At 60.1% G+C, this 15506-nt stretch carries 12 protein-coding genes; 10 read left to right on the top strand and 2 right to left on the bottom strand.

Annotated features, from left to right (window positions below):
- Positions 1-5 precede the first annotated feature (5 nt).
- The 7 genes from rapZ (at position 6) to cls (ending at position 9123) form a co-directional block, all read left to right on the top strand.
- The gene (gene rapZ, locus E0E41_RS00960) at positions 6-866 is read left to right on the top strand and encodes an RNase adapter RapZ (protein WP_130868357.1); all 861 of its coding nucleotides are present in this window, start codon (positions 6-8) and stop codon (positions 864-866) included.
- An 11-nt stretch (positions 867-877) separates the two neighbouring features.
- The gene (locus E0E41_RS00955) at positions 878-1894 is read left to right on the top strand and encodes a gluconeogenesis factor YvcK family protein (protein WP_130868356.1); all 1017 of its coding nucleotides are present in this window, start codon (positions 878-880) and stop codon (positions 1892-1894) included.
- A gap of 37 nt (positions 1895-1931) precedes the next feature.
- Positions 1932-2825, top strand: coding sequence for a DNA-binding protein WhiA (gene whiA, locus E0E41_RS00950; protein WP_130868355.1), 894 nt, complete (start codon positions 1932-1934; stop codon positions 2823-2825).
- A 35-nt stretch (positions 2826-2860) separates the two neighbouring features.
- Positions 2861-3358, top strand: a complete 498-nt coding sequence (locus tag E0E41_RS00945) for a hypothetical protein (RefSeq protein ID WP_130868354.1) — start codon at positions 2861-2863, stop codon at positions 3356-3358.
- Positions 3359-3393: 35 nt separating this feature from the next.
- Positions 3394-3852, top strand: coding sequence for a hypothetical protein (locus E0E41_RS00940; protein WP_130868353.1), 459 nt, complete (start codon positions 3394-3396; stop codon positions 3850-3852).
- 233 nt (positions 3853-4085) lie between these two features.
- Positions 4086-7568: a DNA polymerase III subunit alpha gene (locus tag E0E41_RS00935; RefSeq protein ID WP_130868352.1), complete on the top strand. Its 3483-nt coding sequence runs from the start codon at positions 4086-4088 to the stop codon at positions 7566-7568.
- A gap of 10 nt (positions 7569-7578) precedes the next feature.
- Positions 7579-9123, top strand: coding sequence for a cardiolipin synthase (gene cls / locus E0E41_RS00930; RefSeq protein WP_130868351.1), 1545 nt, complete (start codon positions 7579-7581; stop codon positions 9121-9123).
- Positions 9124-9164: 41 nt separating this feature from the next.
- Here cls and E0E41_RS00925 read toward each other — a convergent pair whose 3' ends face one another.
- Complete coding sequence (locus tag E0E41_RS00925; protein ID WP_130868350.1) at positions 9165-10526, bottom strand: PepSY1/2 domain-containing protein; 1362 nt, start codon at positions 10524-10526, stop codon at positions 9165-9167.
- A gap of 57 nt (positions 10527-10583) precedes the next feature.
- The gene (gltX, locus tag E0E41_RS00920; RefSeq protein WP_130868349.1) at positions 10584-12068 is read right to left on the bottom strand and encodes a glutamate--tRNA ligase; all 1485 of its coding nucleotides are present in this window, start codon (positions 12066-12068) and stop codon (positions 10584-10586) included.
- Between the two features lie 156 nt (positions 12069-12224).
- Here gltX and trpS point away from each other — a divergent pair, with 156 nt between their 5' ends.
- Genes trpS through wecB form a run of 3 tightly spaced genes read left to right on the top strand, consistent with a single transcriptional unit; the run spans position 12225 to position 15495 of the window.
- Positions 12225-13226 (top strand): tryptophan--tRNA ligase, encoded by a 1002-nt coding sequence (gene trpS / locus E0E41_RS00915; protein ID WP_130868348.1) that lies wholly within the window; start codon positions 12225-12227, stop codon positions 13224-13226.
- Positions 13227-13246: 20 nt separating this feature from the next.
- A complete protein-coding gene (locus E0E41_RS00910; RefSeq protein ID WP_130868347.1) occupies positions 13247-14350 on the top strand; it encodes an MraY family glycosyltransferase in 1104 nt (367 codons plus the stop codon).
- On the top strand, positions 14347-15495 hold the full coding sequence (gene wecB / locus E0E41_RS00905; RefSeq protein ID WP_130868346.1) for a non-hydrolyzing UDP-N-acetylglucosamine 2-epimerase: 1149 nt from the start codon (positions 14347-14349) through the stop codon (positions 15493-15495). The genes E0E41_RS00910 and wecB overlap by 4 nt, the downstream gene beginning before the upstream one ends.
- Positions 15496-15506 lie beyond the last annotated feature (11 nt).

The raw sequence follows: 15506 nt of genomic DNA, 5'->3' as shown, positions 1-15506 counted from the left end.
TATCCATGGATTTTGTCATTATCTCCGGCCTTTCCGGGGCTGGTAAAAGTAAAGCGGCCTCCTTTATGGAGGATATGGGGTTTTACGTGGTGGACAACATGCCGGCGCCGCTGATCCCCAAATTTGCCGCACTGTGCATGGCCCGGCCCGGATCCTATGAGCGGGTGGCGCTGGTCACCGATATCCGGGGCGGCCAGACCTTTGACGGCCTGTTTGACGCCCTGAATGAGCTCCATGAGATGGGCTGTGACTACAAGATCCTCTTTGTGGAGGCCAGTGTGGAGACCATCATCAAGCGCTACAAGGAGACCCGGCGGAGCCATCCGCTGTCCGGTTCGGCCCACTCCCTGGACGAGGCGGTGCGCACCGAGCGCACCATGCTGGCTCCGGTGCGCCAGCGGGCGGAGTATATCATCGATACCTCGGCCCTCTCCACCGCCAAGCTGCGGGGGGAGGTGCTGCGGCTGTTCGGCCGGGGCGGAGAGACACCGGCCATGACGGTAAACGTCATCTCCTTCGGCTTTAAATACGGCATTCCCATCGAGGCAGACCTGGTCTTTGATGTGCGCTTTCTGCCCAATCCCTACTACATAGCTGAACTGCGCCATCAGACCGGCCTGGATGACGGTGTGTACAATTTTGTCTTTGGCTATCAGCAGACCAAGGACTTTATGACCCACCTGGAGGGGCTCATCAGCTTCCTGCTGCCCCAGTATGTGGAGGAGGGCAAGACCATGCTGGTCATTGCCGTGGGCTGTACCGGCGGCCAGCACCGCTCGGTGGCCATCACCAAGGCTCTGGCCGACTTCATCCGTCAGAAGGGCTATCAGGCCACTGAGAACCACCGCGACATGACCCGTGCGTGAGGAGGGGTACCGTGAGCGAGACCGTATTTGACCGGCGCTGGGAAAAAGGACCCAAGGTGGTGGCCATTGGGGGCGGTACCGGCCTGTCCACCATGCTGCGGGGTTTGAAGAACCACACGAAAAACCTGACCGCCGTAGTAACGGTAGCTGACGACGGCGGCGGCTCCGGTATGCTGCGCCAGGATCTGGGCATGCCCCCGCCGGGGGATATCCGCCACTGCATGGAGGCCCTGGCCAACGCCGAGCCGGTGATGCAGCAGCTGCTGACCTACCGGTTCCCCGAGGGGTCCGGTAAGCTGACCGGCCAGTCTTTCGGCAACCTGATCCTGGCTGCTCTCAACGGTATTTCCGGTTCCTTTGACGAGGCAGTGGCCAAGATGAGCCAGGTCCTGGCCATCACAGGCCGGGTACTGCCGGTGACCACCGCCGACGTGACCCTGGAGGCCACCTTTGAAAACGGCACCCGGGTCCAGGGTGAATCCAAAATCAGCGACTTCAAAAAGGCCCAGGACTGCCGCATCCAGAGTGTGCGTCTGCTGCCTGAGCATCCCAAGGCGCTGCCCGAGGCCATCCGGGCCATCCAGGAGGCCGACCTGATCCTGCTGGGGCCGGGCAGCCTGTATACCAGCGTGATCCCCAATCTGCTGGTGGACGGCATCTCCGACACGGTACGTGCCTCCAAGGCCATGAAAATGTATATCTGCAATATCATGACCCAGGACGGAGAGACCGAGGGCATGACGGCCTCCGACCATGTGAAGGCCCTGCTGGACCACTCCGGGCCGGGGCTGGTGGATCTGTGCCTGTGCAATTCCGCCCCTGTGCGGCCCGGCCTGGTGGAGCGATATAAGGAAGAGGATGCAGCCCCCATCGTGGTGGACAAAGAGGCGATTGAAGCCCTGGGAGTGGAGCTGGTGACCCGGCCCCTGGCCTCCGAGACCCTGAACTATGCCCGGCACTCCTTCACCCGGCTGTCCGCCGCGGTGATGGACCTTTACCGGGAGCGGGCCAATACCCGAATCTTTTAAATCTGCCGGGGCGCTGCCGCCGGCCTGGAGGGAACGTATGTCCTTTTCATCCGACGTAAAAGCCGAGCTGTGCCGGACAGCCCTGTCCCGGCGCTGCTGTGCCCAGGCGGAGGCCTACGGCGTGCTGCTCTACTGCGGGCAGTTTGACGCCCGGCAGGTGCGCATCACCACCGAATCCGCCGATTTTGCCGCCCGGCTGCCCGCTCTCTTCAAAAAGGCGTTTCAGATGAAATTTGACCGGGTGCCGGAAGAGGGAGCAGGGAAGCTGATTTTTTCCCTGACGTCGGCGGATAAGCTGTCCGTGTTGGGGGAAACCTTCGGCTATCACCCGGCGGAATCCCTGGCCCACCATATCAATTTTGCCGTGCTGGAAGAAGACCACTGCCGGACCGCCTTTCTCCGGGGGGCCTTCCTGGCGGGCGGGTCGGTGACCGACCCCTCCAAGCGCTACCACCTGGAGCTGGCTACCCCCCATCTCAGCGTCAGCCGGGAGCTGCGGGCCCTGATGCAGGAGGCGGGGTTCAGCCCCAAGGAGAGCTGCCGCAAGGCCAATTACATCACCTATTTCAAGCAGAGCGAGGCCATTGAGGACTTCCTCACCGCCATCGGGGCGCCCCTGGCGGCTATGGCCATGATGAACACCAAGGCGGAAAAGGATCTGCGCGGGAGTATCAACCGCCGGGTCAACTGTGACGCCGCCAATCTGGACAAGGCGGTGGAGGCAGCCCAAAGCCAGATCGAGGCCATTTACCGCCTGGAGGAGCGGGGCATGCTGGAGGAGCTGCCCGATAAGCTGAAGGAGGCGGTGGATCTGCGGATGGCCCACCCGGAGCTGACCCTCACCCAGCTGGCGGAGCTGTGCGACCCGCCGGTGAGCAAATCGGCCTTCAATCACCGCCTGCGCAAGTTGATGGCCCTGGCGGAATCGTAGGGAACGATTGGGCACAGACTGGGAGGAGGGTAGGTGTGGCACAATTTCATTGTGATTTGTCTCCGGAGCAGCTGCGGGCCAAGTTAATGGCACTCAGCGGGTCCAATCCCGTTGCGGATGGGCAGATCCAGGTCCGTCTGTGGCAGAATAACCGCTTTCGACTGACGTTTCAAACAGCACATCGCGGAGGGAAGGATGCCCTCTTTGAGGGAAGATTTCGGGCGGACGCACAGGGAGGAACCCATATTCGTGGGCGATTTGGTGGTTCTGTATTTGTGGCTGCTGTCTGTGCCGTTGCATTTGCACCAATAGGCAGTATGATCCTGATTGACCAGCTCAGCTTTAAATGGGGATATTTTCATTCCACTCTCGTTCTGCCGGGAGGAGAAGATGTGCCCTTTGTTCCAGGTATACTTGTACTGTGGGCGGTGGGGGCTGCGGTGCTATTTCTACTGCTATATCTGCTGCTCTGCCATCAGAAGCGAGAGCACAATGCCCGCCTGCGCACATTTCTGATGAAGATCATCAGCTAGCGGCTCAAGAGTACCATGAGTTGAGGAGAGCAGAAATGATGGAGCGAGAAGGTCCCATTGTCCTTCGGCCATCAGCGGAAGGGCGGATGCTGGCGCTGCTTCTGCCGGGATTTTTTCTGCTGGCGGCACTGATCGCTGCTGCCGTTCTGTTAAAGGCGGGGCTTTGCTGTCTGATGCTGTGCATGCTGGCAGCGCTTGTCCTGCGCTACATTTTGAGCGGCAAGCATGAGATCCGGTTTGATGGACAGGAGGCGATAGAGCAAACCGCTTTTGCAGCCTATCACTATTCCTATGAAGGAACGGAAGTCCTACTTCGCCGCAGCTGGACCACGGCCATAGGGAGGTGTGCAGGCGGGCTGAACCGGACTGCCATATCCCTCCGCCGCAAGGGCAAGGTCTTGTTGACTGTGCCGGTGGGTTGGGGACCTCCTGAGGAACTGCGCCGCGCAGTGCTGCTTTTGGAGCGTCTGCCAATCCCCAAACATTATCTGTAAAAAACGCACACCTGTTATTTAGATAGGAAAAAGGCACGGCAGATCGTATCTGGAAAATGTGTTCCTGGGCTGCTGTGGGGCGGCCACCGTGCTGCTGCGCCCAGGGGTGGCCCTTCAGATGAGTCCGGCCTTCTATCTGACGCTGGGTGTTCTGGCTGCGGCCAGTACATTGAGCTTATAAAATAACAATCCCTTTTCAAATCACGTTTTCATTTTCCCAAGGAGGTACCCCTATGTCATTTGTCCACCTGCACGTCCATACCGAATTTTCCCTGCTGGACGGGGCCTGCCGTATTCCGCTGCTGGTGAAGCGGGTGAAGGAGTTGGGCCAGCCCGCCGTGGCCATTACGGACCACGGCGTGATGTACGGTGTGGTGGACTTCTACAAAGCCTGCAAGGCGGAGGGCATCAAGCCCATCATCGGCTGTGAGGTGTATGTGGCCCCCCGGGGCCGCGCCGACCGGGTCCATGAGCTGGACGCCTCCATGTACCACCTGATCCTCCTGTGCCGCAATGAGGAGGGTTACCGCAACCTGTGCTATCTGGACTCCTGTGCCTTCACAGAGGGCTTTTATATCAAGCCCCGCATCGACAAGGAGCTGCTGCGGCAGCACGCCGGAGGGCTGATCGCCCTGTCCGCCTGCCAGTCGGGGGAGGTCCCCCGCCGTATCCTGGCGGGGGACTACGCCGGGGCCAAGGCCATCGCCCTGGAAATGCGGGAGCTGTTCGGGGAGGACGGCTACTACCTGGAGCTCCAGGACCACAACCTGCCCAACGACCCCGCCATCAACCAGGGCCTCATCCGCATCCACCAGGAGACCGGCATCCCCCTGGTGGTGACCAATGACGCCCACTACCTCCGCCGGGGGGATGCCCAGATGCAGGATACCCTCATGTGCATCCAGATGGGCAAGACGGTGGACGACCCCAACCGTCTGAAGATGGAGACCAGTGAGCTCTATGTGAAGTCCACCGAGGAGATGGCCGCCCTTTTTCCCGACTATCCCGAGGCGGTGGCGAATACCGTCAGGATCGCCGAACTCTGCAATATGGACTTCCAGTTCGGTACCTACCACCTGCCGGAATTCAAGCTGCCGGAGGGCTACACCGACGGGGACGCCTATTTTCAGAAGCTGTGTGAGGAGGGCTATGCCCGGCGCTATCCCGACGATCCGGAGGGCTTCAGGGACCGGCTGAACTACGAGATGGGGGTCATCCGGCAGATGGGGTTCGTGGACTACTTCCTCATCGTGTCCGACTTTATCGGCTACGCCAAAAGCCAGGGCATCCCGGTGGGCCCCGGCCGGGGCTCCGCGGCAGGCTCCATGGTGGCCTACTGCATGAACATCACCGACGTGGACCCCATGAAGTACTCCCTGTACTTTGAACGCTTCCTGAACCCGGAGCGGGTCACCATGCCCGATATCGACATCGACTTCTGTATCCGCCGCCGGCAGGAGGTCATTGAGTACGTCCAGCGCAAGTATGGCGAGGACCACGTGGCACAGATCGTCACCTTCGGCACCATGGCTGCCCGGGGTGCCATCCGGGACGTGGGCCGTGCCCTGAACATCCCCTACGCCGACGTGGATGCGGTGGCCAAGCAGGTACCCAGCGGGCCGGGGGCTCTGCACATCACTCTGGATGAGGCCCTGAAGCTGTCCAAGCCCCTGCGGGACCTCTATGAGGGGGACCCCAGGGTAAAGGAGCTCATTGACACCGCCAAAGCCATCGAGGGCATGCCCCGCCACGCCTCCACCCACGCCGCCGGCGTGGTCATCACCCGTAAGCCGGTAGTGGACTATGTGCCTCTGGCCAAGAACGACGAATCGGTGGTTACCCAGTACGTGATGACCACGCTGGAGGAGCTGGGGCTCCTGAAGATGGACTTTTTGGGCCTGCGGAACCTGACCATTCTGGACGACACCGTAAAGATGGTGGCTCAGAAGCGGCCCGGCTTTACCCTGGCGGACATCCCGGACAACGATCCTGAGGTATTCCAGATGCTGTCCGACGGAAAGACCTCCGGTGTGTTCCAGATGGAATCTGCCGGTATGACCGGGGTCTGTGTGGGCCTGAAGCCCCACAATATTGAGGACATCACCGCTATCATCGCCCTCTATCGGCCGGGCCCCATGGAGTCCATCCCACGATTCATCGCCTGCAAGCACAATCCGGATAAAGTGAAGTATAAGCACCCGGCTCTGGAGCCCATCCTTTCGGTGACCTACGGCTGTATCGTCTATCAGGAGCAGGTCATCGAAATCTTCCGCCGGCTGGCAGGATACACCATGGGTCAGGCCGACATGGTGCGCCGGGCCATCTCCAAGAAGAAAAAGGCCCAGATCGAGAAGGAGCGCCAGACCTTTGTCCACGGCGATCCGGAGCGGGGCATCGTGGGCTGTATTGCCAACGGTATCCCTCAGCAGACTGCCGAGGACATCTACGACGAGATCGAGGCCTTTGCCCAGTACGCCTTCAACAAGGCCCACGCGGTGAGTTACGCCATCGTGGCCTATCACACGGCCTGGTTCAAGTGCCACTATACGAAGGAATATATGGCGGCTCTGCTCACCTCGGTGCTGGACTCCAGCGAGAAGGTGGCGGAGTATATCGCCGAGTGCAAGGACTGCGGCATCCAGCTCCTGCCGCCGGACATCAATGAATCGGGGGCTGACTTCACCGTGTCCGGGGACCATATCCGGTTCGGCCTGGTGGCGGTAAAGGGCGTGGGCCGCGGCTTCATAAATGCTGTGCTGGCAGAGCGTGAAAAGGGGGGATCCTTTACGAGCTTTCCGGACTTTTGCCAGCGGATGTACAGTGCCGATCTGAATAAGCGGGTGCTGGAAAACCTGATCAAGTGCGGCGCCTTTGACAGCATGGGGGTATATCGCTCCCGGCTGCTGGACGCCTACGAATCTCTGGTGGACACCATCGCCCAGAACAAGCGCAAGAATCTGGAAGGCCAGTTCGATCTGTTCGGCGGGGGAGGGGACGAGCCCCAGAGCGCCCCGGAGCTGCACCTGAAAAACATCCCGGAGTTCTCCCGTCGGGAGCTGATGACCATGGAGAAGGAGACCACCGGCCTCTATCTGTCCGGCCATCCCATGGACGAGTACCGGGACCTGGTAAAGCAGTGCAAGGCGGCCTCCATCGGCGCCATCCTGACCGATTTTGACCAGGATGGCGGTCCCGCTGTATTCCGGGATGAACAGCGGGTCAAGATCGCGGGTGTGATCGGCACTGTCCGCACCAAAACCACCCGCAACAATACGCTCATGGCCTATGTGACGGTGGAAGATGACACCGGCTCCATGGAAATGCTGGCGTTTTCCCGGGTGCTGGGGGAGTGCGGACCCTATCTGAAGGAGAACATGCCCATTCTGGCAGAGGGCCGGATCTCCGTCCGGGATGAGAAGGCGCCCCAGCTCATGTGTGACCGGGTCACTCCCCTGGAACAGGTGAAGGACGGAGAAAAAACAGCGCCGTCCGGCGGCACAGTACGGGCACGGTGCCTGTACATCCGTATACCCAGCCTGACGGATCCCCGGTGGGAGAAAATCAAACTGATCCTGACGATGTTTCCCGGCACGGAGCAGCTGAAGATCCGCTGTGCGGATACCGGAAAGCTGCTGGGCTCTCCGTGCCTGGTCCACGACGCCTTGATACAGGAGCTGGAAGAGCTCCTGGGCAAGGATAACGTAGTGGTCCGTTAGGAGGCAGAGCATGAACATTAAGAAACTGGCATCGATTCTCTTTCAGCGGCGTGTAATTGTGGCGCTGCTTATCATCATTCAATCCGCAGCGCTTCTGGTGGCCACGATGTGGTTCTCCGGGGCGTATGTCTACCTCTACTGGGCCTATGTTATTCTCTCCCTGTTGGCCGTGCTGGTCATTGTCAGCCGCCAGACCGACCCGGGTTATAAAATTGCATGGATCATTCCAATCCTGCTCTTCCCGGCCTTTGGCTGGCTGGTCTATCTGCTGTGCGGCGGCAACAAGCTGTCTGCCCGGATGCGCCGGAAGATGCAGGGTATGGACAGGGCCATGCGGGAGCAGCTGGAGGGGGACTATAAGGCGGAGACGCTGGCCCCATTCGGTGCCGATGCGGTGAATCAGGCCCGTTATGTGGAAGAATATGCCCGCTGTCCGGTGTATACCAATACCTACACCCGATATTTTCCCCTGGGCGATGACGCCTTTCCCGTCATGCTGGAGGAACTGAAAAAAGCCAAGCGGTATATTTTCCTGGAATACTTCATCATTGGACCCGGCGTTTTTTGGGATTCCATCGTGGAGATTTTAAAGGAAAAGCACGCCGCCGGAGTGGATGTCCGGGTGATCTACGACGATGTGGGTTCTCTGAACACCCTGCCTATGAATTACGCCAAAAAGTTTGAGCAGGAGACCGGCATACCCTGCTGCTTCTTCAACCGGTTCAAACCGGTGATTTCCATTCGCATGAACAACCGGGACCACCGGAAATTCTGTATCATCGATGGCCATACCGCCTTTACCGGCGGCATCAATCTGGCAGATGAGTATATCAATCGGAAAATGCGTTTCGGCCACTGGAAGGACAGTGCCATTATGGTGAAGGGCGAGGCGGCCTGGAGCATAACGGTGATGTTTCTGACCATGTGGGAGTATGTCCGGGAGGTCAAGGTGGACTATGACGCCCTGCGTCCCACAGAACTGCCTCCCGAGGCAGAGCTGGGCAGCGGCCATTTTGTTCAGCCCTACACGGACAATCCCCTGGACAACGAGACGGTGGGAGAGACGGTGTATCTGAACCTGATCTCCAAGGCCAAGCGCTATGTGTATATCATGACCCCCTACCTCATTATCAGCGACTGCGTCAACACGGCTTTGTGCAACGCCGCCAAGTCCGGGGTGGATGTACGGATCATGACCCCCCACATTCCGGACAAGCCCCTGGTATTTGAGCTGACCCGCTCCCACTACGAGCCGCTGCTGGAGGCGGGCGTACAGATCTTTGAGTATACCCCCGGCTTTGTCCATGCCAAGAACATGGTGGTGGACGACGTGTATGCCGTGGTGGGTTCCATCAATATGGACTATCGCAGCATGTTCCTCCACTTTGAGGATGCGGTATGGCTGTGCCACGACCCAACGGTGCTGGATGTCAAGGCTGATTTTCTGGATACCCAGATCAAGTGTCAGCCGGCGACCCTGGAGCAGTGTCTGGCCCACTCCTGGGTCCGACGCCTGTTTCGCTCCATCCTGCGGGTATTGAGCCCGCTGCTTTAAAACAAACCGTGCCTGCCGTTTTTACGGCAGGCACGGTTTGTTTATATGACCAAAGTTCCCGATTCATCCTCCAGCAGCAGGAGAATACGCTCCTGCTCACCGGTCTGGGCATTGACATAGATGAGCACATGGCTGCCGTTGGCGCTCTGGCACTTGAACTCGTGGCACAGGACCTCATATTCCCCGCCGGTGGGAATGAGGGCTGTCTGAGTGTTCAGAACGGTGAGGCTCTCCGGCACCTGCTCCATGGCCTGGTCGGCGGAAACGGCGGGGGCGGACAGCGTCCGGTCGCCGTGGTTCATCAGGTAACCGTGGGCCTCAAAGCCCACCACGTCCCCGGTGTCCAGCGCCACCTGGACCTTGAGCAGGTCGGGGTAGCAGTAGACCCCGTCCTGGCGGGCGGCAAAGTGGATGGTGAGCAGGCCGTTCTGGTCGATGGAATAGCTGGGCCCCATGTCCTGATAGCCGTGATCGGACAGGAATTGTTCCGCCGCCGCATAACCCTCCTTTCGGGTCAGAACCTGCTCGCCCACCGGGCGGGAAGTGAACAGCTGAAGGATCTGGCCGCCCTGTCTGGTCACCTCAATATACAGTTCCCCGCCATCCACCATAGCGGTAAAGCCATAGGTGGGCAGAGCGCCCTCCCCGGATGCCGTGAGAGTGAAAATATCGCTTCTCAGATCCAGAAAGGCGGCGGCGGCCTCTTTGGCGGTCTGTTCGTCCACCTGGGGCAGACCCTCCAGCATCCGGGGGGTGCGGTTGGACAGGTGCTCGGAGAAGGGGCCGTCATAGATCAGGGATGGTACCTCGGGAAAGTCCGCCTCCGCGGTCTGGAAGGCGGAACCGCTTTCCACCTGATCCCCTTCCTGGCCGGCGGCGGCCAGCCGCTGCTGGACCTGCTCCAGACTCTCCGGCTCCAGCGTACCTGCGCTCAGGTCAGCCTGGATGTCCTGAAGGATTCCGGCGATTTCTGAGGCAGATTGAGAGAGGGCCTGAAGGGTGTTCCGATGCTCCTGGGTGCAGACCTGGCCGCTTTCGGCGGCGCTGGCCAGAGAGAGGGCGTAGTCGCCGGCTTTGGCCAGGAAGGAGGCCGTCTGCTCCAGCTCCACATTGCCATAGGGCAGCTCGCCCAGAGCGGACTGAGCGGCGGTGGCTTTGGCGTAGGTCTGGGCGCACAGGACGGAGAACAGGGCGGGGGAGGTGGCATAGGCCGCCTTCTGGAGGGACACATCCAGCTCTCCGGCCGCCGTGGCCAGCTCCGCAAAGGCGTGCCGGTAGCCGTTGTCCAGCAGACGCCGGTACTGAGCGGCCCGGACATATCCCTGTACCGCGAAGCCGGAGGTGACAGCAAAGGCCGCCGCGAGAAAAATAATCCCCAAGGCCTTGATTCTTCTTTTATCCATAACAAAACGCCCCCTTTTACCGCTAGGTTGCGTAAAAGGGGGCGTTGTATGCTGTACTTATTTTTCCAGCTGAGCGATACCCAGCCTGATCCGGCGGGTGGATTCCTCCTTGCCCAGAATATGGGCCAGTTCCACCGCGCCGCCGGGGGTGACCGCCTTACCGGACAGAGCGGTACGTACCGGCCACATGATGCGGCCGTTCTTCAGCTCCAGCTTCTGGGCCAGGCCGATGAGGGCGTCGTGGATGGCGTCGTAGGTCCAGTCGGTCAGGTTTTCCAGCACCGGCAGCACCTGCTCCAGAGCCTCCTTGGAGTTCTCCTCGTTGGTTTTCATCTTCTTGTGGCAGTAGAGCTCGTTGGAGTACTCCGGCAGAGCGTCGAAGAAGTCCACCTGGGGGGCGATGTCCAGCCAGGTGTCACACCGGGGCTGCACCAGAGGGGCAATCAGCTTCAGGTCGATGCCGGGGGTCTTGACCGCCTCTTTCAGATAGGGCTCGGCGCCCTCGTAGAAAGCCTCAGGGGAGAGGGCGCGGAGGTAGTTGGCGTTAAAGTACTTCAGCTTCTCAATATCGAAGATGGCGGGGGACTTGGAGATGCCGCCGATGTCAAAGATCTCCGCCAGCTCGTTCAGGGTGAAGAACTCCCGCTCGGCATACTCGCCCCGGGGAGACCAGCCCAGCAGGGTGACGTAGTTCACCACCGCCTCGGACAGGTAGCCCATGGCAATCAGGTCCTCATAGGAGGGGTCACCGTGGCGCTTGCTCATCTTGTTGTGCTGATCCCGCATGACGGGGGAGCAGTGGATATAGGTGGGCACGTCCCAGCCGAAGCCCTGGTACAGCAGGTTGTACTTGGGGGCGGAGGACAGGTACTCGGAGCCCCGCACCACGTGGGTGATGCCCATCAGGTGGTCGTCGATGACGTTGGCGAAGTTATAGGTGGGCAGGCCGTCCCGTTTGATGAGCACCTGGTCGTCCAGGGTCTTGTTCTCCACGGTGATGTCCCCGAACACGGCGTCGGAGAAGGTGGTGGAGCCCTCAGCGGGGATTTTCTGCCGGATGACATAGGGAGCACCGGCAGCCACCCTGGCCTTGGCCTCCTCCAGGTTCAGGAAACGGCAGGGATCGGCCGCCCGGTCAAAGTCGCCGGAATCCTCTTCCGATTCGGTCTTTTCACAGAAGCAGTAGTAGGCGTGTCCCTTCTCCACCAGCAGTTCGGCATACTTGCCATACAGGTCCCGGCGCTGGGTCTGGATGTAGGGGCCCACCGGACCGCCCAGATCGGGGCCCTCGTCCCAGGTGAGGCCGCACTTGCGCAGGGTGTTGTAGATGACCTCGGTAGCGCCCTCCACCAGCCGGCCCTGGTCGGTGTCCTCGATGCGCAGAATGAATTTGCCGCCAGCGTGCCGGGCAATGAGCCAGGTGTACAGGGCGGTGCGCAGGTTGCCCACGTGCATATAGCCTGTGGGAGAGGGGGCAAAGCGGGTGCGCACCCCATCCTTGGGGATGCGGGCCTCCATCTCCTCAAACCAGTTCAGTTCCATTGGAAAAACTCCTTTTTCGCAGTATTTGCGATGATCGTCACCTTATTCTATTTTTTCTTCTGAGGATTGTCAAGGGCATTTGGATATGATATGATAACTCAATATGGGGCATTGTGCCTGAACAGCAAAAATCACGCGTAAGAGGTGTGTTTCATTATGGAAAACGAGAAGAAGGTCCTTCTGTCCGGTATCCAGCCCAGCGGAGAGCTGCACCTGGGCAATTATCTGGGTGCCATCAAGAACTGGGCGGAGCTGTCCGACCAGTTTGACTGCTACTGGTTTATGGCCGATCTGCATACCATCACCGTGCGTCAGGACCCGGCGAACCTGCGCCGCCGCACCCTGACCCAGATCGCTACCTACATCGCCTGCGGCCTGGACCCGGCCAAGAACACCATTTTCGTCCAGTCTCACGTCCATCAGCACGCCGAGCTGGGCTGGGTGCTGGACTGCTACACCATGTTCGGTGAGCTGTCCCGCATGACCCAGTTCAAGGACAAGTCCGCCAAGCATGCTGACAACATCAACGCCGGCCTGTTCACCTATCCCTGCCTGATGGCGGCGGACATCCTGCTCTACCAGCCCGACTTCGTGCCGGTGGGTGAGGACCAGAAGCAGCACGTGGAGATCTGCCGGGACATCGCTAACCGGTTCAACCACGCCTACGGCGAGGTGTTCAAGATGCCTCAGCCCTACATCCCCAAGGCGGGTGCCCGGGTGATGAGCCTGAACCAGCCGGATACCAAGATGAGCAAGTCCATCCCCGATGGCTGTGTGTTCATCATGGAGAAGCCGGAGGATATCATGCGCAAGTTCAAGCGGGCCATCACCGACAGCGATACCGAGCGGTGCATCCGCTTTGACCGGGAGCAGAAGCCCGGCGTGTCCAACCTGATGGGTATCTACTCCGCCATCACCGGCAAGAGCTATGAGGAGATCGAGCAGGAATTCGACGGCAAGGGCTACGGCGCCTTCAAGCCTGTGGTGGGCGAGGCTGTAGTGGAACTGCTCCGTCCCATCCGGGAAGAGACCCAGCGCCTGCTGGCCGATAAGGGCTACCTGGAGAGCGTGTATCGGGCGGGTGCGGAAAAGGCGTCTTATGTAGCGGAAAAGACCCTGCGTAAGGTATATAAAAAGGTGGGCTTCCTGCCCCGTTGACATAAAGGAGCGTCTTTCCTATGGCGATGGATTTGAATCTTCCTCTCATCGGCGTTGTGGCCGCCGCTCTGGTGGTGGCCTTCCTGGTGGCGCTGATCACCACGCCGGTGGTCCGGAATCTGGCCTTTAAAATGGGCGCCGTGGATGTGCCCAAAGACAACCGTCGTATGCACGACCACCCCATTCCCCGGATGGGTGGCCTGGCCATCTTTTTGGGTTTCCTGCTCAGCGTGCTGGTATTTATGGACCTGACCGACCAGATGCGCGGTATGCTGCTGGGGGCGGTCATCATCGTGGTGCTGGGCATTTTTGATGATATCTATAGCCTGAAGGCCATGTTTAAATTTGTGGTCCAGATCGTGGCTGCCCTGGTGGCGGTACTGTCCGGCAATGTGATCGATACCCTGTCCAATCCCAACGTATTTTCCCAGAATCTGTACTGGGATCTGGGGTGGCTGTCCATCCCGGTGACGGTGCTGTGGATCGTGGCCATCACCAACGCGGTGAACCTGATCGACGGTCTGGACGGCCTGGCCTGCGGTGTGTCTGCCATCAGCTCCATGACCCTGCTGGTCATCTCCCTGGCCATCAGCGACGGGCCGGTGGCCATCCTGATGGCGGCCCTCACCGGCGGCTGTCTGGGCTTCCTGCCCTATAACATGAACCCGGCCAAGATCTTTATGGGGGATACCGGTTCCACCTTCCTGGGCTTTATCCTGGCGGTGGTGTCCATTCAGGGCCTGTTCAAGCTGTATACGATTATTTCCTTCGCGGTGCCCTTCCTCATGCTGGGCCTGCCCATTTTTGACACCTGCTTTGCCTTTATCCGCCGCATTGCCCACGGCCAGAGCCCCATGCACGCCGACCGGAGCCATGTGCACCACCGGCTCATCGACATGGGTCTGAACCAGAAGCAGGCGGTGGCGGTGCTGTACATGATCAGCGCCATCCTGGGCCTGTCCGCGGTGGTGCTCACCACCAGTGGCCCGGTGAAGGCCATGCTGCTGCTGATGGCCCTGTGCTTTGCCGGCGCCATTGCCGGACATATCTTCCTGAGCAACAACCGGAAGGAGCGGGAAAAAGATGCTCCCTCCGATGAGCAGGGAGAGGAGGAGAAAAAGTGAAGCCCATTCGTGTTATGACTATTTTCGGCACCCGGCCGGAGGCCATTAAGATGGCGCCGCTGGTCAAGGAACTTCAGGGGCGGTCCGGGATCCAGTCCATCTGCTGCGTCACCGCCCAGCACCGCCAGATGCTGGACTCGGTGCTGGAGATCTTTCACCTGAAGCCGGACTATGACCTGAACATCATGGAGCCCCGCCAGACCCTGTCCACCATCACCACCAAATGTCTGCTGGGTATGGAGAGCGTGCTGGAGCAGGCCAAGCCCGACCTGGTGCTGGTCCACGGCGACACCTCCACCACCTTTGCCGGGGCCCTGGCCGCCTTCTACCACCAGATCATGGTGGGCCATGTGGAGGCCGGCCTGCGTACCTGGGACAAGTACTCCCCCTTCCCGGAGGAGATGAACCGGAAGCTGGTGGGGGACATCGCCGACCTGCATTTCTGCCCCACAACCGCCAACCGGGACAATCTGGCCCGGGAGGATATCAAAGACGGGGTGTTCATTACCGGAAATACAGTGATCGACGCCCTGAAAACAACGGTTGTAAAGGACTATCACTTTGCAAACGACCTACTGAATCGCCTGGACTATCAGGGGAAGAAGATCATCCTGGTGACCTGCCACCGGCGGGAGAATTACGGCCAGCCTATGGCCAATATCATGACGGCTCTGCGCCGGGTGGCGGACGCCTTCCCTGATGTGGAGCTGGTTTATCCTGTCCATCTGTCTCCCGTGGTGCGGGAGGCGGCGGGCAAATACCTGTCCGGCCACGACCGCATCCACCTGATCGATCCCCTGGACGTGGAGGAGATGCACAACCTGATGGCCCGGTCCTACCTGGTGATGACCGACTCCGGCGGACTGCAGGAGGAGGCCCCGGCTCTGGGACGGCCTGTGCTTGTCCTGCGGCGGGAGACCGAGCGGCCGGAGGCAGTGGCGGCGGGTACCGTAAAGATCGCCGGCACGGAGGAGAAGACCATTTTCCGGATGGCCTCCCAGCTGCTGACCGATGAAAACGCGTATCACGCCATGGCTCACGCGGTCAATCCCTATGGCGACGGCCATGCATGTGTCCGGATCGTGGATGCCATCGAATGGAAGTTCGGCCTGCGGGATCAGCCTCCGGCGGCTTTTGGCGTGTGATCTGAAGGAAA

This window comes from Intestinimonas massiliensis (ex Afouda et al. 2020) (assembly GCF_900626285.1).
Classification (GTDB): Bacteria; Bacillota; Clostridia; order Oscillospirales; family Oscillospiraceae; genus Flavonifractor; species Flavonifractor massiliensis_A.
Note: the sequence above shows the minus strand (reverse complement) of the source record. Positions and strands in the feature narration are given on the sequence as shown.

Coding starts and splice junctions, on each gene's coding strand:
- E0E41_RS00910 (WP_130868347.1), top strand. CDS start 13,247: ATGGCGATGGATTTGAATCTTCCTCTCATCGGCGTTGTGGCCGCCGCT.
- cls (WP_130868351.1), top strand. CDS start 7,579: ATGAACATTAAGAAACTGGCATCGATTCTCTTTCAGCGGCGTGTAATT.
- E0E41_RS00935 (WP_130868352.1), top strand. CDS start 4,086: ATGTCATTTGTCCACCTGCACGTCCATACCGAATTTTCCCTGCTGGAC.
- trpS (WP_130868348.1), top strand. CDS start 12,225: ATGGAAAACGAGAAGAAGGTCCTTCTGTCCGGTATCCAGCCCAGCGGA.
- rapZ (WP_130868357.1), top strand. CDS start 6: ATGGATTTTGTCATTATCTCCGGCCTTTCCGGGGCTGGTAAAAGTAAA.
- whiA (WP_130868355.1), top strand. CDS start 1,932: ATGTCCTTTTCATCCGACGTAAAAGCCGAGCTGTGCCGGACAGCCCTG.
- E0E41_RS00925 (WP_130868350.1), bottom strand. CDS start 10,526: ATGGATAAAAGAAGAATCAAGGCCTTGGGGATTATTTTTCTCGCGGCG.
- gltX (WP_130868349.1), bottom strand. CDS start 12,068: ATGGAACTGAACTGGTTTGAGGAGATGGAGGCCCGCATCCCCAAGGAT.
- E0E41_RS00940 (WP_130868353.1), top strand. CDS start 3,394: ATGATGGAGCGAGAAGGTCCCATTGTCCTTCGGCCATCAGCGGAAGGG.